This window comes from Olleya sp. UBA1516 (genome assembly GCF_002323495.1).
In the GTDB taxonomy this organism is placed as follows: domain Bacteria; phylum Bacteroidota; class Bacteroidia; order Flavobacteriales; family Flavobacteriaceae; genus Olleya.
On sequence record NZ_DCQO01000012.1, the window covers coordinates 1 to 22,948 of the forward strand.

21 protein-coding genes are annotated in these 22,948 nt (G+C 32.4%); 5 read left to right on the forward strand and 16 right to left on the reverse strand.

Annotated features, from left to right (window positions below):
- Positions 1 to 206 precede the first annotated feature (206 nt).
- From B2989_RS07535 to B2989_RS07555, 5 genes are all read left to right on the forward strand, one after another.
- A complete protein-coding gene (locus tag B2989_RS07535; protein WP_292946747.1) occupies positions 207 to 986 on the forward strand; it encodes a MotA/TolQ/ExbB proton channel family protein in 780 nt (259 codons plus the stop codon).
- A 34-nt stretch (positions 987 to 1,020) separates the two neighbouring features.
- On the forward strand, positions 1,021 to 1,464 hold the full coding sequence (locus tag B2989_RS07540; RefSeq protein ID WP_292946751.1) for a hypothetical protein: 444 nt from the start codon (positions 1,021 to 1,023) through the stop codon (positions 1,462 to 1,464).
- Positions 1,465 to 1,466: 2 nt separating this feature from the next.
- Positions 1,467 to 2,075 (forward strand): ExbD/TolR family protein, encoded by a 609-nt coding sequence (locus B2989_RS07545; protein WP_028284233.1) that lies wholly within the window; start codon positions 1,467 to 1,469, stop codon positions 2,073 to 2,075.
- 10 nt (positions 2,076 to 2,085) lie between these two features.
- Positions 2,086 to 2,556, forward strand: a complete 471-nt coding sequence (locus B2989_RS07550; protein WP_292946756.1) for an ExbD/TolR family protein — start codon at positions 2,086 to 2,088, stop codon at positions 2,554 to 2,556.
- A 132-nt stretch (positions 2,557 to 2,688) separates the two neighbouring features.
- Positions 2,689 to 3,381, forward strand: coding sequence for a porin family protein (locus B2989_RS07555; protein WP_292946760.1), 693 nt, complete (start codon positions 2,689 to 2,691; stop codon positions 3,379 to 3,381).
- On the opposite strand, the gene B2989_RS07560 is transcribed toward B2989_RS07555, so the two are convergent.
- The 16 genes from B2989_RS07560 to B2989_RS07635 form a co-directional block, all read right to left on the reverse strand.
- On the reverse strand, positions 3,376 to 3,981 hold the full coding sequence (locus B2989_RS07560) for a hypothetical protein (RefSeq protein WP_292946763.1): 606 nt from the start codon (positions 3,979 to 3,981) through the stop codon (positions 3,376 to 3,378). The two genes, B2989_RS07555 and B2989_RS07560, sit on opposite strands and share 6 nt — an antisense overlap.
- Positions 3,982 to 4,064: 83 nt before the next feature.
- Complete coding sequence (gene rpoN, locus B2989_RS07565; RefSeq protein ID WP_292946766.1) at positions 4,065 to 5,525, reverse strand: RNA polymerase factor sigma-54; 1,461 nt, start codon at positions 5,523 to 5,525, stop codon at positions 4,065 to 4,067.
- Between the two features lie 124 nt (positions 5,526 to 5,649).
- Entirely contained in the window at positions 5,650 to 7,080 is a 1,431-nt protein-coding gene (gene asnS / locus B2989_RS07570; protein WP_292946769.1) for an asparagine--tRNA ligase, read from the reverse strand.
- Between the two features lie 36 nt (positions 7,081 to 7,116).
- On the reverse strand, positions 7,117 to 9,531 hold the full coding sequence (locus tag B2989_RS07575) for an efflux RND transporter permease subunit (RefSeq protein ID WP_292946772.1): 2,415 nt from the start codon (positions 9,529 to 9,531) through the stop codon (positions 7,117 to 7,119).
- A 62-nt stretch (positions 9,532 to 9,593) separates the two neighbouring features.
- Positions 9,594 to 10,880: a DUF5686 family protein gene (locus B2989_RS07580; protein ID WP_292946776.1), complete on the reverse strand. Its 1,287-nt coding sequence runs from the start codon at positions 10,878 to 10,880 to the stop codon at positions 9,594 to 9,596.
- Positions 10,867 to 11,601: a peroxiredoxin family protein gene (locus tag B2989_RS07585; protein WP_292946779.1), complete on the reverse strand. Its 735-nt coding sequence runs from the start codon at positions 11,599 to 11,601 to the stop codon at positions 10,867 to 10,869. The genes B2989_RS07580 and B2989_RS07585 overlap by 14 nt, the downstream gene beginning before the upstream one ends.
- Before the next feature lie 81 nt (positions 11,602 to 11,682).
- Complete coding sequence (frr, locus tag B2989_RS07590; protein WP_145006003.1) at positions 11,683 to 12,240, reverse strand: ribosome recycling factor; 558 nt, start codon at positions 12,238 to 12,240, stop codon at positions 11,683 to 11,685.
- 71 nt (positions 12,241 to 12,311) lie between these two features.
- Positions 12,312 to 13,019 carry a UMP kinase gene (gene pyrH / locus B2989_RS07595; RefSeq protein ID WP_145006006.1) on the reverse strand — a complete coding sequence of 236 codons (708 nt, stop codon included), beginning with the start codon at positions 13,017 to 13,019 and terminating at the stop codon, positions 12,312 to 12,314.
- Between the two features lie 247 nt (positions 13,020 to 13,266).
- Positions 13,267 to 13,860: a DUF6705 family protein gene (locus B2989_RS07600; protein WP_292946786.1), complete on the reverse strand. Its 594-nt coding sequence runs from the start codon at positions 13,858 to 13,860 to the stop codon at positions 13,267 to 13,269.
- A gap of 119 nt (positions 13,861 to 13,979) precedes the next feature.
- The gene (tsf, locus tag B2989_RS07605) at positions 13,980 to 14,939 is read right to left on the reverse strand and encodes a translation elongation factor Ts (protein ID WP_099568045.1); all 960 of its coding nucleotides are present in this window, start codon (positions 14,937 to 14,939) and stop codon (positions 13,980 to 13,982) included.
- A gap of 87 nt (positions 14,940 to 15,026) precedes the next feature.
- Positions 15,027 to 15,797: a 30S ribosomal protein S2 gene (rpsB, locus tag B2989_RS07610; protein WP_292946791.1), complete on the reverse strand. Its 771-nt coding sequence runs from the start codon at positions 15,795 to 15,797 to the stop codon at positions 15,027 to 15,029.
- 180 nt (positions 15,798 to 15,977) lie between these two features.
- Positions 15,978 to 16,364 (reverse strand): 30S ribosomal protein S9, encoded by a 387-nt coding sequence (rpsI, locus tag B2989_RS07615; protein WP_028289143.1) that lies wholly within the window; start codon positions 16,362 to 16,364, stop codon positions 15,978 to 15,980.
- Positions 16,364 to 16,819 (reverse strand): 50S ribosomal protein L13, encoded by a 456-nt coding sequence (gene rplM, locus B2989_RS07620; protein ID WP_145006015.1) that lies wholly within the window; start codon positions 16,817 to 16,819, stop codon positions 16,364 to 16,366. Before rplM ends, rpsI begins: the two co-directional genes overlap by 1 nt.
- 192 nt (positions 16,820 to 17,011) lie before the next feature.
- Positions 17,012 to 19,930, reverse strand: coding sequence for an alpha-amylase family glycosyl hydrolase (locus B2989_RS07625; protein WP_292946806.1), 2,919 nt, complete (start codon positions 19,928 to 19,930; stop codon positions 17,012 to 17,014).
- 75 nt (positions 19,931 to 20,005) lie between these two features.
- Complete coding sequence (locus B2989_RS07630; protein ID WP_292946809.1) at positions 20,006 to 21,382, reverse strand: SusE domain-containing protein; 1,377 nt, start codon at positions 21,380 to 21,382, stop codon at positions 20,006 to 20,008.
- A 15-nt stretch (positions 21,383 to 21,397) separates the two neighbouring features.
- Positions 21,398 to 22,939 carry a RagB/SusD family nutrient uptake outer membrane protein gene (locus B2989_RS07635; protein WP_145006024.1) on the reverse strand — a complete coding sequence of 514 codons (1,542 nt, stop codon included), beginning with the start codon at positions 22,937 to 22,939 and terminating at the stop codon, positions 21,398 to 21,400.
- Positions 22,940 to 22,948: the final 9 nt, after the last annotated feature.

Genomic DNA, 22,948 nt, shown 5'->3' on the forward strand with positions numbered 1-22,948 from the left:
GCACGCTTGGAAAGCGTGTATGCGTTAATAGCGTATCGAGGGTTCGAATCCCTTCCTCTCTGCAAGATATTTAACTGTCTTGATAAATTATAGAGGAGGAAAAGTAGAATTGTATGATTTTACTTATCTCTTTTTGTAATTTTTATTTTTAATTACATTTTTTTTATATCTTTAACACTTTAACTAATAAAATTAAGAACAACAAAATGAAAAGATTATTTTCTATCCTAGCCATAGCGTGTATCATGGCATTCGGAACTGCAAATGCAACTACTAACGCAGCAATGACGACTGCAACTACTGTAGTACTTACACAAGATGAACCAGATACTGCTGCTGCAACTGCAGACGAAAACTTAACGTTCCACCAAGAACTTAAAAAACGTTTTATTGAAGGTGGACCAGGATTCATGGGGATTGTATTATTATGTTTAATTCTTGGATTAGCAATTGCTATTGAGAGAATTATCTTTTTAAATTTATCTACAACTAACTCTAAAAAGTTAACACAAGATGTAGAAGATGCACTTCAATCAGGTGGATTAGAAGCTGCTAAAGAAGTTTGTCGTAACACAAAAGGACCTGTTGCCTCTATCTTTTACCAAGGTTTAGACAGAGCAGATGGAGACTTAGAGTCTGCTGAAAAAGCAGTTGTTGCTTACGGTGGAGTACAAATGGGACAATTAGAGAAAAACGTTTCTTGGATTTCTTTATTTATCGCTTTAGCACCAATGTTAGGGTTCATGGGAACTGTAATTGGTATGATTCAAGCATTTGATAAAATTGAAGCTGCAGGAGATATGCAACCATCATTAGTAGCAGGAGGTATTAAAGTTGCCTTATTAACTACTGTATTTGGTCTTATTGTAGCAATTATATTACAAATTTTTTACAATTACATTATCGCTAAGATAGACAGTATTGTTAACGATATGGAAGACTCTTCTATTAACTTAATGGATATGTTATCTAAGTACAAGAAATAATTTACTCAATTACTAACTTTAAAAATTAAAGATTATGCACAAGATTTTAAAAATAGTTGCTTTAGTATTGAGTTTGGCTGGAATTGGTATATTAGTTAACATTATTGCTAAAGGAGATGAAGCGATTAAAGCTGCAGCTCTTGATGGAGATACTTCAATAGTAGACCCTATGGCAATTGTTGCTTATATCATTCTAGGATTAGTATTAGCTTTTGTAGTGTTTTTTGTATTCAAAAATTTATTTACAGGAGGAAAATCTCTTAAAAATACATTAATAGGATTGGGAGCATTCTTATTAGTATTGGTTATTGCTTATGCAGTATCTGGTGGAGATGTTAAAGAATACTTCTATAATGGGATTGTAGCTACAGAAGGAGAATCTAAAATGGTAGGAGCAGGATTAGTAGCTTTTTATATACTAATTTTAGCAGCTGCTGGAGCAATGTTATTCTCAGGTATTAAAAAACTAATAAAATAATTATGGCAAAAAGATCAGCACCAGAAGTTAATGCAGGCTCTATGGCTGACATTGCCTTCTTATTATTAATATTCTTCTTAGTTACTACAACTATAGAAGTGGACTCTGGTATTAGTTCTAAACTACCACCAGATATTCCACCACCTGAAGTTAAAATTAAACAGAAAAACATTTTTACTGTTGAATTGAACAAAGACAACCAAATGTTGGTTGAAGAAGAATTAATGAAAATTAAAGACCTTAAAGCTGCAGCTATCAAGTTTATTGATAATGGAGCAGGAGAGGGAACTGAGGGAACTAAGTGTGATTACTGTAACGGAGCAAAGGATCCAGCATCGTCTGACCATCCATCTAAAGCTATCGTTTCTATAACACATTCTAGAGCTACAGATTATGAAACATTTATCGTGGTTTATGATCAGTTAGTAAGCGCTTACACTGAGTTAAGAGAGCGTTTAGCACAAAGACTATACAACCGCTCTTTTAAAGAAATGGAAGCTAGTTATGATGACTCTAATTCACCTCAATTTAAAAGTGAAAAGCTAAAAGAGAAGATTGATAATATTAAGAATAAATATCCTAGAATTATCTCGAAAGCAGAACCTAAATAATTATTAAACTATGTCAAAATTTAAAAAAGGAGGCAGCAAAGAGTTGCCAGCTATATCTACAGCATCTTTACCAGATATTGTATTCATGCTATTATTCTTTTTTATGGTAGCAACCGTAATGAGAGACAACAGTTTGAAAATTAAAAACAATTTACCATCTGCTGCAGAGACTGAAAAATTAGGTCAAAAAAACTTAATAATGTTTATCTACGCTGGAAAGCCTAGTGATAGTTATAAAAATATGGGTGATGAAGCTAAGATCCAGTTAAACGATAAGTTTGCTGAACTTAAAGACATTGCACCTTTTATAGCTGCTGAAAGAGCTTCTAAGCGTGAAGCTGAAGTGCCACAATTAATCGCTGCTTTAAAGGTTGATAAAGAAACTAACATGGGTTTAGTATCTGATATTGAACAAGCATTGCGTAAAACTGGTCAATTAAAAATTAATTACACTACTAAAAAAGGTAGTGGACTCAAATAAGTATTACTCTTAATTTTATAGCAAAAGGTGTTTTGATTTTCAAAACACCTTTTGTTTTTTATAATAATTAATTTCTTTTATCTTAGATTAATAGATGTGATTACATCTGTTTAATTTCAATAAATGTATCAGATGAAATATTTAGTGCTTTTATTTATTATCCCTTTGTTTAGTACAATTAGTGTTGCTCAAGAGTCTACCTCAGTAAATACTGTAATAGATTCACTTTACAGAGAAGATCAGTTTTATTTAGGTGTAACTTATAACCTATTAAGTAAAAAGCCAAGTGGTGTATCTCAAAATGGTTTTTCAAGTGGTGTACATTTTGGTTTTATTAGGGATATGCCTATTAATAAAAGACGTAACAAGGCTATTGGTTTAGGGTTAGGACTGTCTGTTAATTCATATAATCAAAATTTGCTAATATCCCAAGATAGCAAAACACTGGGTTTTACGGTGTTAAATGATGATACAGATTACACTAAAAATAAATTTAATACTTACGTTATTGAAATGCCCTTACAATATAGATGGAGGACGTCTACAGCAACTCAATATAGTTTTTGGAGGATTTATACAGGAGTAAAATTTGGCTATGTTTTAGCTAATAATACTAAGTTTGAAGGAAGTCCAGAAAATATTAATTTAAAAAATACAGATGTATTTAATACGTTGCAATATGGATTAACCTTTTGTGCAGGATATAATACCTGGAATTTTTATCTATACTATGGTCTAAACGATATTTTTGATACTGCAACTATTAATGCAGAACCTATAGATATGACTGCTATTAAAGTAGGTCTAATGTTTTACATCTTATAACCAATATTGTAATAATATTAATTGAGGTGTAATACCAATAAATAAACCTATTATTAACTCTCTTGGTGTATGTGCTTTTAGGGATAATCTAGAGGATGCTACAGCTCCAGTTATTATTGCCATTAATGCCAACGAGCCATTTATATTTACACTAAAGTGAATAGCAAATGCTATAAAAAACATAAAAACGCCTCCTGTTGCAATTAAATGTATACTAGCCTTAAATTTTGCTAGAGCGAAAAGTAAACAAGTGATATTAGAAATTAATATTCCCACAAAAAAGAAGTATAACTCTGGTATTTGATCTAATGGGAATACGCGTAATATTAGCAAACCAATTATAAGGCAGTTAATTAGTAAAGGATAGACACGCTCTTTGGTTGTCTTTAAATATATTGTTTCAGTCTTACCTAAAGTTTTTAATAAAAAATATACTAATATGGGTAATGCTATAGATAGTATAGAAAGCGAAATTAACTTCGCATGAACAATTTCTTCTGGAATAAATCTTGGTGATTTTTTAAAATAGAAATGTACTGCCAATAATGGCATTATTACAGGATGAAATATAAATGACAAACTTTTGATTAGCCATTTCATGAAGTAATACGTTTTAATTTCTGTAAAAACAGTGTTTATTAATAGCAGTGTAGGTCTAAGTTTTACTTGATAGATTTACGTAATTATATTTTTTTACGCAATCGAGCAACAGGAATATCTAGTTGCTCTCTATATTTAGCAACAGTACGACGTGCAATAGGATAGCCTTTTTCTTTTAAGATTTTAGCCAATGCCTCATCTGTCATAGGTTTCTTTTTGCTTTCTTCTTCAATAACAGTTTCTAATATTTTTTTAATCTCTCTAGTGGATACTTCTTCTCCTTGATCGTTAGTCATAGATTCAGAGAAAAATTCTTTTATCAATTTAGTTCCGTAAGGTGTATCTACGTATTTGCTATTAGCAACACGTGATACTGTTGAGACATCCATCTCAATCTCGTCAGCAATATCTTTTAAAATCATTGGTTTTAGATTGCGCTCATCACCAGTTAAAAAATATTCTTTTTGGTAGTGCATGATGCTACTCATTGTTACAAATAACGTTTGTTGACGCTGTTTTATAGCATCTATAAACCACTTGGCTGCATCTAGTTTTTGCTTAATAAACATAACTGCATCCTTTTGCGACTTACTTTTATCTTTACTTTCTTTATAACCTTTCATCATGTTACTATATTCTCTAGAAACATGTAATTCTGGCGCATTACGACCATTTAAAGTAAGCTCTAACTCGCCATCAACAATTTTAATTGCAAAGTCTGGTACGACGTGTTCTACAATTCTGTTGTTTCCAGCATAAGATCCTCCTGGCTTTGGATTTAAGCGTTCAATTTCATGAATGGCATCCTTAAGTTGTAACTCTGTAATATCAAATTTTTGCATTAATTTTTTATAATGCTTTTTTGTAAATTGATCAAAAGCATTGTCTATAATATCTGCTGCTAATACAATATCAGGTTGTTTTTCTTTACGATGTAATTGGATACTTAAACACTCTTGTAGGTTTCTGGCACCAACACCAGCTGGATCTAATTGATGAACAATCCTAAGTACTTTTTTTACTTTATCTTCCTCTGTGTAGACACTTTGTGTAAAAGCTAAATCATCAACAATATCGCTTAATTCTCTACGTATGTAACCACTTTCATCAACACTACCAACTAAAAATTCGGCAATATCTCTTTCGTCATCTGATAGTCTATACGTGTTTAATTGATTGATTAAATGTTGTGTAAACGATGTTCCTGCTGCATATGGTACACTTTTTTCGTCATCATCTGCACTGTAATTATTGACACTTGTTCTATAATCTGGTATTTCGTCATCACTTAAATAATCATCAACGTTAATGTCGCCAGTATCAATGGTTTCATTATCATTATAATCGTCTTGAGAGTTGTCAAAATCATCATCTAAATCGTCTGAATTGTCTTCTTTACCACCTTCCAAAGCAGGGTTTTCTTCCAACTCTTGCTTTAATCGTTGCTCAAATGCTTGCGTAGGCAATTGTATCAATTTCATTAATTGAATTTGTTGCGGAGACAACTTTTGCGATAATTTAAACTGTAGATATTGTTTAAGCATGATTTGTTTTAGAATAATGATAAAAATAAAAAAAACAATCTACATTATTGATTTTAGTAGATTGTTTTAAGATATATTTTAGGTATAAAATTACTTTAGTGTTACACTATAGTCATTTATGCTATTAAAATTCTGCATTTTGTGGTGTTCTTGGGAAAGGAATTACGTCTCTAATGTTAGTCATACCTGTTGCAAACATAACCAAACGTTCAAATCCAAGTCCAAAACCAGAGTGTACTGCTGTACCATACTTACGTAAGTCTAAGTACCACCATAATTCTTCTTCAGGAATATCTAAAACAGCCATTTTTTCTTTAAGAACTTCTAAACGCTCTTCACGTTGTGATCCACCAACTATTTCTCCAATACCAGGAAATAAAATATCCATAGCACGTACTGTTTTTCCGTCTTCATTTAAACGCATGTAAAATGCTTTAATGTTTGCAGGATAATCAAATAATATTACTGGACATTTAAAGTGCTTTTCTACAAGAAAACGTTCGTGTTCTGATTGTAAATCTGCTCCCCATTCTTCAATGATATAGTTAAATTTCTTTTTCTTGTTAGGTTTAGAATTTCTTAAAATATCTATAGCTTCAGTATAGCTAACACGTTTAAAGTTGTTTTCTGTAACAAATTTTAATTTTTCAATTAAACTTAAATCACTTCTTTCAGCTTGTGGTTTTACTTTTTCTTCATCTAATAGACGTTGGTCTAAAAATTCTAAATCTTCTTTATTATGTTCTAAAACATAACTAATAACAGATTTCATAAAGTCCTCTGCTAAATCCATGTTACCTGCTAAATCCATAAAAGCAACTTCAGGCTCAATCATCCAAAACTCGGCAAGGTGACGAGAAGTGTTAGAGTTTTCTGCTCTAAACGTTGGTCCAAAAGTGTATACTTTACCTAAAGACATCGCATAGGTTTCGGCTTCTAATTGTCCCGAAACAGTTAGGTTTGTGTCTTTACCAAAAAAGTTTTTTGAGTGATCTATTACTCCATCTTCTGTTAAAGGTGGATTTTTTTGATCTAAAGTGCTTACACGAAACATTTCTCCAGCTCCTTCTGCATCACTACCTGTTATGATTGGTGTGTGCATGTAGTAAAAACCATTGTCGTTAAAATACTTGTGTACAGCAAAAGATAAAGCCGAACGTAAACGCATTACAGCACTAAATGTATTAGTACGTGTACGTAAATGCGCGTTTTCTCTTAAAAACTCAAAGCTGTGTTTTTTAGGTTGAATTGGATATGTTTCTGGATCAGAATCTCCTAAAATTTCAATTTTAGTAACTGTTATTTCAACGTTTTGTCCTTTTCCTTGACTCTCCACTAAATCTCCTGTAATTGCTACAGCAGCACCTGTTGTAATTCGTTTTAATAAGGCTTCGTCAGTTTTTTCAAAATCTACTACACATTGAATGTTTTGTAGTGTTGATCCATCATTTAAAGCCACAAATCTATTGGCTCTAAAGGTACGTACCCAACCTTTTATATGTACTTCTTGTAATTTGGTCTCTTTAAGTAATGTAGCGACTGTATATGAATTCATTTTTAAAAAAATTTGATTAAAAATATACTTTTTATATTATTTTTCTTCTGAAATAAATGATTTTTCGTCATCATCATCTTCAGAAGGTATGATATTTATTGTTGGTTCTTTTAGGACCTCTTTATTGGCAATGCTTCTTTCAAGAGATAATAATAAAGATGGTAATAGTAATAAGTTTGATAACATAGCAAATAAAAGCGTTACAGATACTAATGCACCTAAAGCAACTGTACCACCAAAGCTAGAGATTATAAATACCGAAAACCCGAAAAACAGTACTATTGATGTATAAAACATACTTACACCTGTTTCTCTTAAAGCAGCATAAACCGACTTTTTAATTTTCCAATTATTGGCTTGTAACTCTTGTCTATATTTTGCTAAAAAGTGTATCGTGTCATCCACAGATATACCAAAAGCAATACTAAATACAAGTATTGTAGATGGTTTAATTGGTACGCCTAAATATCCCATTAATCCAGCAGTAACGACTAACGGTAAAAGATTTGGAATTAATGAAACGATTATCATCCTAAACGAACGGAACATATAAGCCATAAACAGTGATATTAATATCACAGCTAATGATAATGAAATCGCTAAATTTTTAACCAAATATTTTGTTCCCTTTTGAAACACTAATGCTTTACCAGTCATGGTAACATTATAGCGTTCTTCCGGAAAAACATTATCTATTTTATCTTGAAGATTTTCTTGGATACGTTCCATTTTATCGGTTCCAATATCCTTCATAAAGGTTGTTATTCTGGCATATTGACCTGTACTATCTACAAAATTTTTAAGTAAGTCTACATTTGATGTAGAGTTTTTTGCGTACGATAATATAAAACTGTTTTCTTGACTAGTTGGTAACTGGTAATATTTTGGATTACCATTATAATACGCTTGTTTAGAGTATTTAACTAAGCCTACTACAGAGATTGGTTTAGAAAATTCAGGTGTTTCATTAATAAACTCCTCAATTTTATTCATACGTTTTAAGGTCGCTAACTTCATGACACCTTGTTTGCGTTTGGTGTCAATCATGATTTCTAATGGCATAATACCATCAAACTCTTCTTCAAAAAAGCGAATATCTTGAAAAAACTCTGCCTTTTTAGGCATGTCTTCAATTAGACTTCCAGATATTTTAATTTGAAAAATTCCTATTAAGCAAACCACTAATAATACGATTGAGGTAATGTAAATAGTAATGCGTTTTTCTCTAACCATTTTTTCCATCCAATCCACAAAACCACCTATCCATTTTTTGTTTAAATGTTCTAAATGACGCTCTTTAGGGTAAGGTAAAAAGGTGTAAATAATAGGTATGATTAACAGACAAAGTATAAAAATAGCAAGGATACTTAGTGATGCGACAACACCAAACTCTTTTAATAGAGTGCTTTCTGTTAAAATAAAGGTTGCAAAACCAGATGCTGTTGTCACGTTGGTCATTAGTGTTGCATTACCAACTTTAGTAATAACACGTTGTAAACTTTTAACTTTGTTACCATGAGATTTAACCTCATGTTGGTATTTGTTAATTAAGAAAATACAATTAGGAATACCAATGACAATAATTAAAGGTGGTATTAAGGCTGTTAATACAGTGATTTCATAACCCAACAGTCCTAAAATCCCAAGTGTCCACATAACACCTATACAGACTACGATAAGTGAAATAAAGGTGGCTCTAAACGATCTGAAAAATAAAAAGAATATTAAAGAGGTTACTAATAATGCAGCAAGTACAAATAAGTTAATCTCATCAACAATATTTTGAGCATTAAGTGTGCGAATGTATGGCATTCCTGAAATACGAACATTCATTCCCTGATTAGTCTCAAAAGCTTTAACTTTTTCAACTAAATTTTCCATCACAAAATCCTTTCTAGCAGGAGTATTAACTATATCTTTTTTTAAATAGATAGCAGTACGTACTGTTTTAGTTTTTTTGTTGAATAAAAAATTATCGTAAAAAGGATATTGATTAAAAAGTTGGTCTTGCAGTTTTTCAATCTGATCTATTGAAGCTACAGAGTCTTTAATAAAAGGCTCTAATGCAAATTTTTCGTTTTCTTGATCTTTAACTAATTTTTGAAGATCTTTTATGGAAACTACAGTTTCTACTTCTGGAGCTTCCCTAAAACTATCAGAAAGTGCATTCCAAGCATTTAATTTCTCTACAGTAAACAGGGTTGTGTCTTTAACACCAAGGACAATTAAGTTACCTTCTTCTCCAAAAACTTTTAAAAAATCGTTGTAAGTAATATTGACCTCATGGTCATCAGGCAATAAATTAGCTTCAGTGTAAGTAAAGCGCATGTACTTCCATTGTGTACTAAAAAAAATAGTAACAAGTACAACACCTAATAGAATAGCTATTTTGTTGCGCAATATTAGTCTTGCTACAACGTCCCAAAAATTTGCTGAAAATAGTTTTAACATAATGCTTTAAAAAACGGAGCAAAGGTATGTAAAACCATTGTATTTACTAAGCTAAATTTGGTTTATAATGCAATATTAAAAGTGAATTTTACTGCAATATTATCTTCTTGGTTAGGTAAGTGGTAGGCTCCATATCTATAAGTTGCACTTAATCCAAAACCAAATAGTAGTTTATTAATCTCAAAACCACTTTCAGTATAGCCATGTTCCAGAGTCCCAAACGTAACTTCTTTGTGTCTGTTAATATTATTCATGTTACCAATAGCATAACGAGTAATTAAAACTAATTGTGGATTAAAACGCTTAGCAATTGCAAATGGTTTGACATAATGTTTTAAGACTACTGTTGTAAAACGATCTGAGAAAAACTCATTAAAATACATGGTTTCAAAACTATTAATTCCAGCGACTGAAAAACGTTGTAAAATAGTTTCTTTGGTTATATTATTTGGGTAAGCATGGTAAAGGTGAGTTAAAGGTGCGTCACCATGTGCTATTCCTGCAGATAAAGTTCCTATAGTATAGGAGTTTTTGCTGTGCTTAATTTTATGAATGGTTTTAAAGTCTAGTTTTGAAAAGTTGAAATCAGCATTCAAAACATCTTTAAAACTTTTTGCGTATTGCAGTGTAAATTTTGGGTAGCCTTCAATAGTTTTCTCTGCTCCATCGTCAGATCGTTGTGTGGTGTTAAATGGATTCCATTGTAACGCGACTTTTGCTGTAGTGGTTTCAAATCCGCTAAAATTATTGCCTTCTAAGTCATAGCTATAAGTGTAAGTAGGTCTTATGTTGCTTATTGCTATTTCAGATTTTGAGTATAGTTTTGCGGTAATTTCGTGTTCTAAAGATATTGCAGATGTAATGTGTTTATGAAATAAATCTATGTTTAACAATCTAGGTTCAAAAAATGAAAAAGATCTACTGTCTGTTAAAAAGTCAGAACTACCAGTTTCTTTTAAATCATCAATGTAAGAAATGTTTATCCAGGTTTTTGATTTTTCGTTTACTCTAAAACCACCACCAATTTTATATTTAAAACTATCGTCTCTAAACCCATATACTAAATAAGAATCTATTCTATATTTTTCAGAAAACGAATCATTAGTAATTCCGCCTAAACCTGTTCTAAATCCTTCGTATTGATTAAATTTAATAAGATACCTTAGGTCAAAATTCCATACTTTGGTAGGGAAAAAACCATTTCCTATTTGTTTTAAAAGTTCACTAGATTTGGTAGTGTCACTAACTTTTAGGTTTTTCTCAGGTGTTTGTGCCCAAGAAAACGTCATGCAAATTAAGCACAACATTACTAACCAATACTTTTGTTTTTTTGTTTTAAAGTGCTGCATTAATAGCTTTAGTAAGTACAGATTTTATATTAGTTCTGTAACCAACTTCTTTGGTTACAATTTCACCCTTTTTATTAATTACAATAGTGGTCGGGAAGGTGCCTACACCATATAACGATATTATGTTATTGGCATTTGGTAAAATAGTAAATTTAAAGTCTTGGGTTTTTAAAAACTGCTCGACATTGTCTTTTTGATTAAAAGTAATTGCCAAAAATTTTACTTTTTTAGATTTAAAATTGTCTGCTAATTTATTTAATTCTGGCATTTCTTGGATACAAGGACCACAATTTGTAAACCAAAAATTTAATATTACAACTTGTCCTTTTAAATCTGATAATTTAAAGGTGTTGCCATCTAAATCTGTAGCTATAAAATCATAGGCTTTTTCGCCTTTAGTAAAGTTAGCTTCAGGATTTTTAGCGATAGTATTGTTTATTGCTTTTAGTCTTTTAAATACTATTGACTTTAGTTTATTGTCGTTGTCAACAAAAAATAACGGTTTGTAGTCTGAGTTGGTCATTAGTTGCACCTGTGACATGGGTAATAACTTGCCTCTTTCGTTAAAAAGTAAAACATCTGGTGTAATAACTAACTCCATTGTTTTAACTTCTTCATCTGTTAGTCGATGTTGCTCTTTTGGTATAAAGGCATACTCTTGTGCTTGCAGGATACTAACACATAAAAACAAACATACACAAAGTGATTTTAAAAACTTCATAACTATATTTTATTAAAACCTCTTAACGGTATATTTTGATAAAAGTTATAAAAAAAGCGACTTTTAAGTCGCTTTTAAGATTTATACAGTCATAATCTCTGCTTCTTTAGCAGCTAGTATGTCATCAATTTTTTTAACGTATTTGTCTGTTAAAGCTTGTACATCTGCTTCTGCATTTTTTTGAAGGTCTTCAGACGCATCTTCAGTCTTCTTAATGTCGTTATTAGCATCCTTACGTGCGCTTCTAACACCTACTTTAGCATCTTCAGCTTCAGCTTTAGCTTGTTTTGCTAAATCACGTCTACGCTCTTCTGTTAAAGGTGGAACACTTATTATTATTAAATCACCATTATTCATTGGGTTAAAACCAAGGTTAGCGATCATGATAGCCTTTTCAATTGCTTGTAGCATGTTTTTCTCCCAAGGTTGTACTGTTATTGTACGACCATCTGGAGTGTTAACATTGGCAACTTGACTTAACGGAGTTTGTGATCCATAATAGTCTACCATTACGCTACCTAACATTGCAGGACTAGCTTTTCCGGCTCTAATATTTACAAATTGTTTTTCAAGATGCTTAATGGCTTTATCCATTGCTTCTTTTGTGCTATCTACTATAAATGTAATGTCTTCGTTCATGCTTGTAATAATTTAATACTGAATGACTTTCAAAAAGCGAGCCAATTTTAAACGTAATATAATAATCTATTTTATAAACTTACTTGTGTTCCTATGTTTTCTCCAGAAACTACCTTCATTAAATTACCTTTTGTATTCATATCAAATACTATAATTGGTAAATCATTTTCTTGGCTTAAAGTAAAAGCTGTAGTATCCATAACTTTAAGACCTTTGCGTAATACATCGTCAAAAGTAATATGGTCAAACTTTATAGCTGTACTATCCTTTTCTGGGTCTGTATTGTATATACCATCCACACGCGTCCCTTTTAGGATTACGTCAGCTTCAATCTCGATAGCTCTTAAAACTGCTGCAGAGTCTGTTGTAAAGTAAGGATTACCTGTTCCACCTCCAAAAATAACAACGCGACCTTTATTAAGATGACTCATTGCTTTTCTTCTAATAAAAGGCTCTGCAACTTCGTTTATTTTGATAGCTGTTTGAAGTCTAGTTTTTATACCAGCGTCTTCTAATGCTTGTTGTAATGCTAAACCATTAATAACAGTTGCTAACATACCCATATGATCTCCCTGTACACGATCCATACCATTCATGGCACCTGCAACACCTCTAAAAATGTTACCACCACCAATAACTATAGCAACTTCTACACCTTTTTCTGTAACTGCTTTAATTTCTTCTGCGTATTCTGATAATCGTTCTGGATCAATACCATATTGACGGTTTCCCATTAGGGCTTCACCAGATAATTTTAGGAGTATGCGTTTGTATTTCATGTGTTTATTTATTGTTTTTCATGGGTCATATGTTGCTTCCATTTAATCATTCTCTTGCGTTAGAGCGTTTTTTATGGAAGTTTCATAAGTCGTTCTGAAAGTTTAGCAAAGCTACATAAATTTTTTATTTCTGAAATTGCTATTAATACACAAATGTTCGCTTTTTTACTAAGTTGATTAATTAATTATAAAAAAACCACTAACTCTAAAATAGAGTAGTGGTTTTGCGTTTAGTTAGCATTAAATTTTATTCTTTTATCAAAAAGTAAAAACCTGCTGGTATGATAGGTTCTGGTGATGCTGGCTCACCTGGTTCTAAAGTTATAAGAAAGCCTCGCTTAAATATTTGTATAGCTTGTTGTCCGTTTTCCGTAGCTACTCTTACATCTAAATTACTTACGCAACCATTTGGTTCGCTCATACTTAAGTTCATTCTAAAGTTGTCTGTTGTATAGTCTTCAAAAGGTGATGTATTTAACATAAAGTAATTGCCATTAATGCTATATTTAAAAACATTAGTTATTGTTGAGTCTGTTAGGTTGGGTAAGGTGTTTACTAGCTCTATATTATTCTCTTTATATTGAAATTCGCCTATTAAAAGATCTTCAAAATAATTTCCTGTATTTACCATGATTTTTTTTTGAAATACAATTTTTAGATAGGTTGTACCATCATTTAGTACCCAAGTACCAACAAAGGGATCAAGTATATTATTAGTGTCTTTATAATAGGCGTTTTCTATTTCTTCGGCTGTTGCATCTTCTATGCTTATTATAGGTTGTTGTGCTTTACAAGAAAGTATAGAAATTGCGAATATTAATGTGAATAATATATTTCTCATTTAAAAGAATTTACACTACAATTTAAACAAAAAAAACCACTAACTCTAAAATAGAGTAGTGGTTTTAAATATGTGTAATTATTTTAAATTTTCGCTTACGCGGAAATAAAAATAGTTTTCTATCCTAAAGATACACGTTTGAAAGCTGTTACAGATACGTTTTGAGATGCTACGTAATCCGCTACAGTCATTTTTTCATCTTTAATGAATCTTTGATCTAATAAACATTGTTCTTGATCTAAAGTAGTATTGTCAGATACAAAACGATCCATTTTACCTGGTAAAATTTTGTCCCAGATTTGTTCTGGTTTTCCTTCAGCTTTTAATTCTGCTTTAGCATCTTCTTCTGCTTTAGCCATAACTTCTGGAGTTAATTGAGACATTGAGATGTATTGAGGCACATTTTTAAGTGTTTTACCTAAACGACCTAACTCGATATTATCTTTTTCGATAACAGCAATTCTAGCTTCAGTTTCTGATGCTACAAATGCAGGATCAAAATCTTTGTAAGATAATGAAGACGCTCCCATTGAAGCAACTTGCATTGCTACATCTTTACCAACCGTTTCGTTTGCTTCAGATAAACCAACTAATGCACCAATTTTATTGATATGAACATAAGAACCTACGTAAGGCGCTTCTAATTTTTCAAATGCAGTAATTTCTAATTTCTCTCCAACAACTCCTGTTTGTTCTACTAATTTTTCAGTAACTGTCATACCACCAAAGTCTGCAGCTAAGAAATCTTCTTTAGTATCAAAGTTGATTGCGATATCTGCAAATTGTGCAGCTAATGCTAAAAATGATTCGTTTTTACCAACAAAATCAGTTTCACAACCTAATACGATTGCAACACCAACAGTGTTGTCATCGTTAATTTTGATTGCTGCAGCACCTTCAGAAGAATCTCTGTCAGCTCTTTTTTCTGCTACTTTTTGACCTTTTTTACGTAAAACGTCAATTGCTTTGTCAAAATCACCACCTGCTTCAACTAATGCTTTTTTACAGTCCATCATTCCGGCTCCTGTAGCTTTTCTTAGTTCGTTTACTTGTGCTGCTGAAATTTTTACTTCGCTCATAATAAGTATAATTTAAAAAAAGTCGTTTAATTAGTTTTCAACAAAGAAAAGAATTAAACGACTTATTTGTGTTTTGAAATTGTTATTTTATTCTTCTTCGTCTTTAGCTGCTTTAGCTTTTTTAGGTGCTGCTTTTTTATCTACTTTAGCTGCATCTTTGTCTGCTTTTTCAGCTTTACGCTCGTTTAATCCAGCTGTAATAGCATCGGTAACGTGCGTTAAGATTTTATCAATTGATTTAGAAGCATCGTCATTTGCTGGTATAACATAATCTACTTGACGTGGATCAGAGTTAGTATCTACCATTGCAAAAATTGGAATGTTTAATTTTTGAGCTTCTTTAATTGCAATATGTTCACGCTTAATGTCAACAACAAATAAAGCTCCTGGTAAACGTGTCATGTCAACGATAGAACCTAAGTTTTTTTCTAACTTAGCTCTTAAACGGTCAACTTGTAAACGTTCTTTTTTAGATAACGTTAAAAACGTACCATCTTTTTTCATTCTATCAATAGTAGCCATCTTTTTGATTGCTTTACGGATTGTAACAAAGTTTGTTAACATTCCACCAGGCCATCTTTCAGTAATGAAAGGCATGTTAATGCTACCTGCTTTTTCAGCTACGATATCTTTTGCTTGCTTTTTTGTTGCAACAAATAAAATTTTACGACCTGAAGCTGCAATTTTTGCTAATGCTTCTCCAGCTTCTTCAATTTTAGCTGCTGTTTTATATAAATTTATAATATGGATACCGTTACGCTCCATATATACGTAAGGCGCCATGTTAGGATCCCACTTACGTGTAAGGTGACCAAAGTGTACACCTGCTTCAAGTAATTCTTTTACTTCTACTGCCATTTTGTAATAGTTTACGTTCTGTTGAATTAGCAATAATTAAGTGGTCTTGAAAAAATAATATTCAATAGCCTTAACTATTTAGATGCTAAACTAAATCCTGCGCTTTTGTTTTAAAGAGACTAGGACAACAATAACTGTTTGATTTTTTGTTTTGTGTTGAAAATAAATTCAACAAAGGTATTAACGTTTAGAGAATTGGAATTTCTTACGCGCTTTTTTCTGTCCGAATTTTTTACGCTCAACCATTCTTGGGTCTCTTGTTAATAATCCTTCAGGCTTTAAGATTAATCTGTTTTCAGCATCTAATTCGCACATTGCGCGAGAGATTGCTAAACGTACAGCTTCAGCTTGACCTGTGATACCTCCTCCAAATACATTTACTTTAATATCAAAGTTACCTTCATTATCTGTTAAAGCTAATGGTTGGTTTACTTTGTACTGTAAAGTTGCTGTATCGAAGTAGTCTTTAAGATCTTTTTTGTTGATCGTAATGTTACCTTTTCCTTCAGATAGGTAAACACGAGCAACTGCGGTCTTACGACGACCAATTTTGTGAATTACTTCCATTACTTGAATTCGTTTAAGTTAATTACTGTTGGCTTTTGTGCTTCATGTGAGTGAGCTGCACCAACAACAACATTTAAATTACGGAATAATGTTGCACCTAATTTGTTTTTAGGTAACATTCCTTTTACTGATTTTTCTACTAATCTTGCTGGATCTTTTCCAAACATTTCTGTAGCAGTTAAACTTCTTTGACCACCTGGATAACCTGTGTGACGAATGTACGTTTTGTCATTCCATTTGTTTCCAGTTAAGTTGATTTTTTCTGAATTGATAACAATTACGTTATCTCCACAATCAACGTGTGGTGTGAAGCTAGGCTTATGTTTTCCTCTTAAAAGTTTTGCAACTTTAGAAGCTAAACGACCTAATGATTGACCTTCAGCATCTACTAAAACCCACTGCTTATCTACAGTTGCTTTGTTTGCTGAAATCGTTTTGTAGCTTAATGTGTCCACGTTATTAATTATTTTTTATTAAACATTCCTCTCTCAAAAAGAGTTTGCAAATTTACGATTATATATTTGATTACCAAATACTGATAGCACTTATTTTTAATAAGTTTGTTCATATCTTTTTGAGTATCAAAATGCACTATAAAAAAGCTTCAAGATTTAGTTGAAGCTTTTTATATGTTTTTAAGTGTTGATTTAAGATTTTATTAGTTTGGTTATTTTAGTTTGTCCGTTAGTGTCTTCTAATTGTATAATATATAATCCGTTAACTAAACTGTCAATATTAAATTGATGTCCTGCATCAAATGTTCCTTTGTATTCAATTAACTGTTTTCCTGACACGTCTAAGATTTTAACTCCTGTTATTTTAGTGGTTAGTTTAAAAGATGTTTTTGCAGGATTTGGATATAATTTAAAGTTATCTGCAATTTGAAATTGATCTGTGCTTAGGCTTTGTGGAACTGCATTACCATATATTCTAAACTCTCCTGCTGGAATTGTAATTGGTGTTGCAGTGTTAGTTACATTAATAAAGGTACTATTATTTTGATCCATTAAGTCATACCATGTACCTGTATATGGAAAATCTGGTGTCACGTTTTGTGATGTTACATCAAAATTTGCTAATATAACTACGTTTTTTAATTCGGTTGAAGGTAAAGCATTGTCAAATATGTAAATTCTAGGTGTTAAAGTATCTACATTTGGGTTGCTACTATCGTTAATTATATAGTCTCCTTCAAAGACAGCTTCGTTTACCTTTAACTCGTTAATTCTAGACCAATCATTATATACTTGACTTCTGTTAGCGTCTGTAAGCCATCCGTTTGTCCATTGTGGTTGTGGTTTTGTATCTAGTTTACAGTTACCGTCAATAGCGTCTGCTTCCGTATTTACACTACCATTATTACAGGTGTAAATAGAGTTTTCCATAGCAAGTTCTCCAAAATGCCAAATCATTTTTGGACCAGGTATGGTTAATGATACTGCACCTAATGCAGACATTCTTTTAATAGCTATATTTAAATTAGTAACATTATGGCTAGCATTAGTGCTGTTTCCAAATTGTACATTTTTATACATTAGTCTTTCTTCGTCATGACTTTCTGGATAGCCTACTAATCTTGGTGCATCATAATTACGACTGTTGTCTTTATGACCCATTCTGCTAATATCGGTTCCTGAAGCATAACCCATGGTTAATTGGTTATAAGGATCTGTCATTTTACCCCAAAGCATGATACCTTTACCTTCATCTACTCTATAATCAGCCCATTCCTTTTCTTCTGCAGCACTTCCGCCAAATCCTAAATGTTCAAATATAACGTAGTGGTCTTCATCCAAACTCCATGAGTAATCTGCATATTCTTTTAAAATTGCAACTCTATCGGCTTGGTAAGCGTTGGTTTGCGTTTCTCCTGAAGAGGCGTTTTGAGTAAACCCTTTGGTTAAATCCCATCTAAATCCATCAATTTTGTATTCTTCAATCCATTGTTTTACCACTCTTTTTGAATATACTTTTGTGAAAGAGTTGGAGTGGTCAAAATCTGAACCAACACTGTAACTATGTGTTGCGACTTGATTAAAATATGGATTTTCACTACTTGGTTCTCCCCAACCATCACCATCTGCATCATCCATCCACATGCGTACCATAGGGTTACGTCCAAATGCATGGTTTAGTGCAAGGTCTAATATTACAGCAATTCCGTTTTGATGGCAAATATCGATAAGCTCTTTAAGTTTGTCTTCTGTACCATAATATTTATCTAATGCCATATGAAAAGAGGTGTTATATCCCCAACTTTCATTGCCTTCAAATTCCATGATTGGCATTAATTGAATAGCATTGATGTTTAGATTTTTAAAATAATCTATTCTATCTATTATATCCTGAAAATTTCTATTAGCATCAAAATCTCTAACTAAGACTTCATAAATTACTAAATCCTCTTTTTTAGGTTTTTCAAAATCTGTAACTACCCATGGATAATCTGTTTGACCAGTTTGTAAAACAGTAACTTCTCTATCTTGACCAGTAGGATAGGTAGGGATATTTGGATAAGTAGTTGCTGGAATGTATGGATCATCAAAAGGAGATAATACTAATGTTGAATAAGGATCTGCAACCTTAACTAATTTAGGCGAATTTGTTATTGGTGTTTTGTCCACTACCCAATATTGATAAGTTTCTATTTGACCTGGAGTTAACCCTGTTAATGTTATCCAATATTTATTATTTCTAGTGGGATCTCTTTTCATAGCGTAGCTGTTGTCAGGCTGCCAATTGTTAAAGCTTCCTGCTACGTATACAAAGTCTTTACCTTGTGCATATAATACTAAAGTTGCTTGTGTAGGATCTGCAGGATCATAAGTGATTCCGTCTTGATAGTTAGTTGGCATGATAGCAAAAGTACTACCAGGATCTACTACTACAGAAAATGATTTTGTTTTGGTTTGCCCACCAACTGTTACGTCTAATGTATAGTTTTTGTTTATTGTAATAGCTGTGTCTTGGAAGTTATATACAGACACGCCATTTTGAGTGTGAATAGTTGTTCCGTCTGCACTTAAAACGTAATTAGCATTACCACCAGTATTATTAGCAGAAATGTCAAAGTTACTTCCAGTATCTATAATTGTTGTTGAATTGTCTTCTGGAGTCGTTAATATTACTTGAAATGAACCAACATCTTCAAGTATATCTTGAGATTTTTTGTCTCCTGAAGCGTCTTTAGCTTTTAAAAGAAATCCAATACGTCCAATTCCTGTTCTGCTATAAAAGTCTTGTGGTATAAATGAAATAGAGTAGGTGTCACTTCCTGAATTATAAGTCAATAGGTTTGGCGTTGTTGTGTTTGAAGAGTCTGTCCAATCTCCATTATTTGGTGCGTCTTGCTGATTAGTTAAGTTTAAATCATATGACCAAGACCATAAATACAGTTCATTATTAACAACATTCCAAGTTGCTTCATTAATACTACTACCATTAAAAGTTAGTGTTACCAGTTGGTCTTCTTCAATTACAGAAGGAGTAACATTGTAAGTTACATTTTGTTGCTGCGCCAATGTAATCTGACATAGCAAAAAAAATAAAAAAATAATTTTTTTCATAGCGAAGTTAGTTTTAAAAAAAGAGGCAGCTTACCAAATTGGATGCTGCCTCTTATTTAATAATCAAATTAATTATTATTTAGTTATAAATACATATGTTGGAGCATCAGGATCTGTAAAATCTAGTTTGATATCATAAACTCCAGCAGTTACAACTATGTTATTATCGTTATCAGTATCTAATACACCATCTGATGTTGCATCTCCATAGTTAATTAAAGACCAATCTTCACTTAAACGTATTTTAATTTCTCCATCAATTAATGTCACATTTTCTGCTAACCATTGTGTGTCTGTTAAAGGTGTAAAAGTAGCATCAGGACCTGCATTACCCCAATCATTATAACCAGAACCTACAACTCCCCATAAATCTGTTGGTACTAAGGTGTAAGAAAAATCGTTTAGATTTATAGTCATTAAATAGAATCCAGCAGTTACAGCAATATTATTGTCGCTATCAGTATCTAAAACACCATCAAGTGTTGCATCACCATAGTTAGGTAATCCCCAATCTTGGTTAAATCTAACCTTCATTTCACCATCTATTAATCTTACACCTACTTTAAATGTATCTGTAGTGTAGTCGTAATGAAATTTAGCATCAGGTCCAGCATTTCCCCAGTCATTGTAAGCAGAACCAACAATTCCGTAAGAGAACGCTTCAATGGTATAATCTAATGTAGAGGTATTAAATACAATTTTGTAATCGCCAGCTGTAACAGCAATGTTATTATCGTTGTCTGTGTCTAAAACACCATCTAAAGTTGCATCTCCATAATTAGGTAGTGACCAATCACTACTTTGTCTAATTTTAATCTCTCCATCTTTTAAATTAACATAAGCAACTAAAACGTCAGGATCAGAAGTCGTGTAAAATGGTAAGTCTGGACCAGCAGCTCCCCAATCGTTAGCTGCAGATCCTACAACTCCCCAAATAGATGGTTCTATTCCAGATCCACCACCACCATTAGTAACAGGCGGTAAATAAACGTTTAATACTTGTGGAAAAGACATTAATTCTGTCCCATTACCAGTATCACCAACATAAGCTCTTAATCTAAAAGTTATGCTTCCAGCATTTTGTTCTGGTGTTGCAGGATCGTTATTTAAACCTGCTTCTTCAGCAATAGATAACATGTCTCCAATAGTCACAGCTAGCTCATTAGCACTTGTTGTTTCTACTACAACCATATCTGTGAAATCTCCAGTTAATGAACGTTGTAGTTCGTAACTGGTGTTGGTAGCTACATTAAAGTTGGCATCATCCCATGTAAATCTTTCTGCGATGTTACCAGACGCTTGAGATGTTAAAACATATTGTTCTAAAAACGAATTTGAAAAGGTGAAATCACCTGTTGGAGCTGCTGTGAAAACTAAATCATCGTCTTCTTGACAAGAGTTAAAGCCTATCATAGCAATAACTACAAGTAATAAAATTTTAAAATTTTTCATTGTTATTTTATTTAGTTAGTAACCTGTATTTTGTTGTAAATTAGGATTTGCTTCTAAAGCTGTTTGCGGTATTGGAAATACTTTGTATGTGTCAGGAATTGAAGATCCATTTACAGTTCCACCTTTCCAAGGCCATAGGTAGCTTCCACCTGTGAATTTTCCAAAGCGAATAAGGTCTGTTCTTCTGTGTCCTTCTAGGTTTAATTCTCTACCTCTTTCGTCAATGATAAAATCTAAGTTTAAATCTCCCATTGAAATAGCTGTTGCATTTGAACGTGTTCTTACTAAATTAACATAATTTAGTGCGTCTGTCATACTTGCTCCAGCTGCACCACGAAGCGCACACTCTGCATACATAAGGTAAGCGTCTGCTAAACGGTATAAAGGAAAATCTGTACCAGAAAAACTAGTAGGAGTATATTCGGAATTAAATGTTGTGTTTCTAAATTTTATTGAAGGGTAACCATCAGTCCATACAGTATAATCATTCATTTCATAGTTGTGACCTTCAGTCCAAAATAAATCAGCTCTATCATCTGTAGATGTATCTAAATCTCCAAATAATCCATACCAAGCTTTAGTGGCTCTGTGTCCTTGCCAACCTTCTGTTGCTCCAAATTCTGAAATAGTTATTGTGTCTGGACTTAAGTTTCCGTTTACAATATAAGTTGTGTTTCCAAAACTTTGACTTACAATTGGGTCTGCAATTAAAGGGTAGATAATTTCTGAAGACATATCATTATCTCCTGAGAAATTTTCAACAAAGTTATCTGTTAAGGTATAACCACCTTCAGTAATAACTTTATTTACATAGGTATAGGCTTGATCATATCGTGGTGTACCTGTATAAACTTCAGCATTAATATAAAGTTTTGCTAATAACATGTCTACAACATATGTGTTTGCTCTTCCGTAACCGTTAAACGTTCCTATTAAAGGTTCGATTTCTAAAAGTTCAGACTCTACGTAATTAAATAGTTCTTCTCTTGTAGATTCAGGTAAAAGCTCTGATTGGCCAAAGTTTTCGTCAGTAGCTAAAACACCTTTTCCAAAAACATCGATTACATAAAAGTAAGCTAGCGCTCTTAAAAATCTTACCTCAGAGACTACTGTCTCGCCAGCATCAGTACTAGCACTACTTAATACGTTAAGTAAGTTGTTACATTGTGGGATTGTGTAATAAGCTCTGTTGTATAAATATCTAAAAAACTTATTATTACTTGTCCATTCTGAGGTTGTTGTTAGTTGGTCTAAACCATCATCTCCCCAACGATTTTTCATTCCGTCTGCAGTAAAGTCTTGTAAATTTACAATTCCTCTTAAGAAAGGTGATTCTCCTGGATCATCACTTATATCTGAACTACCAGGACCACTTGGACCTGACAATGCAAATGATGCATATAATCTAGATAAAATACCTTCTACAGCATTTGGATCATTTTCTAATAATTGTTCCAAAGTTAATTCTACTTTAGGCGCTGTGTCAAGGTCATCAACACAAGACGATAGTGTTGTAAATAACGCTAGCCCTAAAACTGTTAATATTATTTTTTTCATGTTCATAGT

What these genes read in the sequence shown, in the direction of transcription:
- B2989_RS07535 (WP_292946747.1), top strand. Translation starts at nt 207, where the DNA reads ATGAAAAGATTATTTTCTATCCTAGCCATAGCGTGTATCATGGCATTC.
- B2989_RS07540 (WP_292946751.1), top strand. Translation starts at nt 1,021, where the DNA reads ATGCACAAGATTTTAAAAATAGTTGCTTTAGTATTGAGTTTGGCTGGA.
- B2989_RS07545 (WP_028284233.1), top strand. Translation starts at nt 1,467, where the DNA reads ATGGCAAAAAGATCAGCACCAGAAGTTAATGCAGGCTCTATGGCTGAC.
- B2989_RS07550 (WP_292946756.1), top strand. Translation starts at nt 2,086, where the DNA reads ATGTCAAAATTTAAAAAAGGAGGCAGCAAAGAGTTGCCAGCTATATCT.
- B2989_RS07555 (WP_292946760.1), top strand. Translation starts at nt 2,689, where the DNA reads ATGAAATATTTAGTGCTTTTATTTATTATCCCTTTGTTTAGTACAATT.
- B2989_RS07560 (WP_292946763.1), bottom strand. Translation starts at nt 3,981, where the DNA reads ATGAAATGGCTAATCAAAAGTTTGTCATTTATATTTCATCCTGTAATA.
- rpoN (WP_292946766.1), bottom strand. Translation starts at nt 5,525, where the DNA reads ATGCTTAAACAATATCTACAGTTTAAATTATCGCAAAAGTTGTCTCCG.
- asnS (WP_292946769.1), bottom strand. Translation starts at nt 7,080, where the DNA reads ATGAATTCATATACAGTCGCTACATTACTTAAAGAGACCAAATTACAA.
- B2989_RS07575 (WP_292946772.1), bottom strand. Translation starts at nt 9,531, where the DNA reads ATGTTAAAACTATTTTCAGCAAATTTTTGGGACGTTGTAGCAAGACTA.
- B2989_RS07580 (WP_292946776.1), bottom strand. Translation starts at nt 10,880, where the DNA reads ATGCAGCACTTTAAAACAAAAAAACAAAAGTATTGGTTAGTAATGTTG.
- B2989_RS07585 (WP_292946779.1), bottom strand. Translation starts at nt 11,601, where the DNA reads ATGAAGTTTTTAAAATCACTTTGTGTATGTTTGTTTTTATGTGTTAGT.
- frr (WP_145006003.1), bottom strand. Translation starts at nt 12,240, where the DNA reads ATGAACGAAGACATTACATTTATAGTAGATAGCACAAAAGAAGCAATG.
- pyrH (WP_145006006.1), bottom strand. Translation starts at nt 13,019, where the DNA reads ATGAAATACAAACGCATACTCCTAAAATTATCTGGTGAAGCCCTAATG.
- B2989_RS07600 (WP_292946786.1), bottom strand. Translation starts at nt 13,860, where the DNA reads ATGAGAAATATATTATTCACATTAATATTCGCAATTTCTATACTTTCT.
- tsf (WP_099568045.1), bottom strand. Translation starts at nt 14,939, where the DNA reads ATGAGCGAAGTAAAAATTTCAGCAGCACAAGTAAACGAACTAAGAAAA.
- rpsB (WP_292946791.1), bottom strand. Translation starts at nt 15,797, where the DNA reads ATGGCAGTAGAAGTAAAAGAATTACTTGAAGCAGGTGTACACTTTGGT.
- rpsI (WP_028289143.1), bottom strand. Translation starts at nt 16,364, where the DNA reads ATGGAAGTAATTCACAAAATTGGTCGTCGTAAGACCGCAGTTGCTCGT.
- B2989_RS07625 (WP_292946806.1), bottom strand. Translation starts at nt 19,930, where the DNA reads ATGAAAAAAATTATTTTTTTATTTTTTTTGCTATGTCAGATTACATTG.
- B2989_RS07630 (WP_292946809.1), bottom strand. Translation starts at nt 21,382, where the DNA reads ATGAAAAATTTTAAAATTTTATTACTTGTAGTTATTGCTATGATAGGC.
- B2989_RS07635 (WP_145006024.1), bottom strand. Translation starts at nt 22,939, where the DNA reads ATGAAAAAAATAATATTAACAGTTTTAGGGCTAGCGTTATTTACAACA.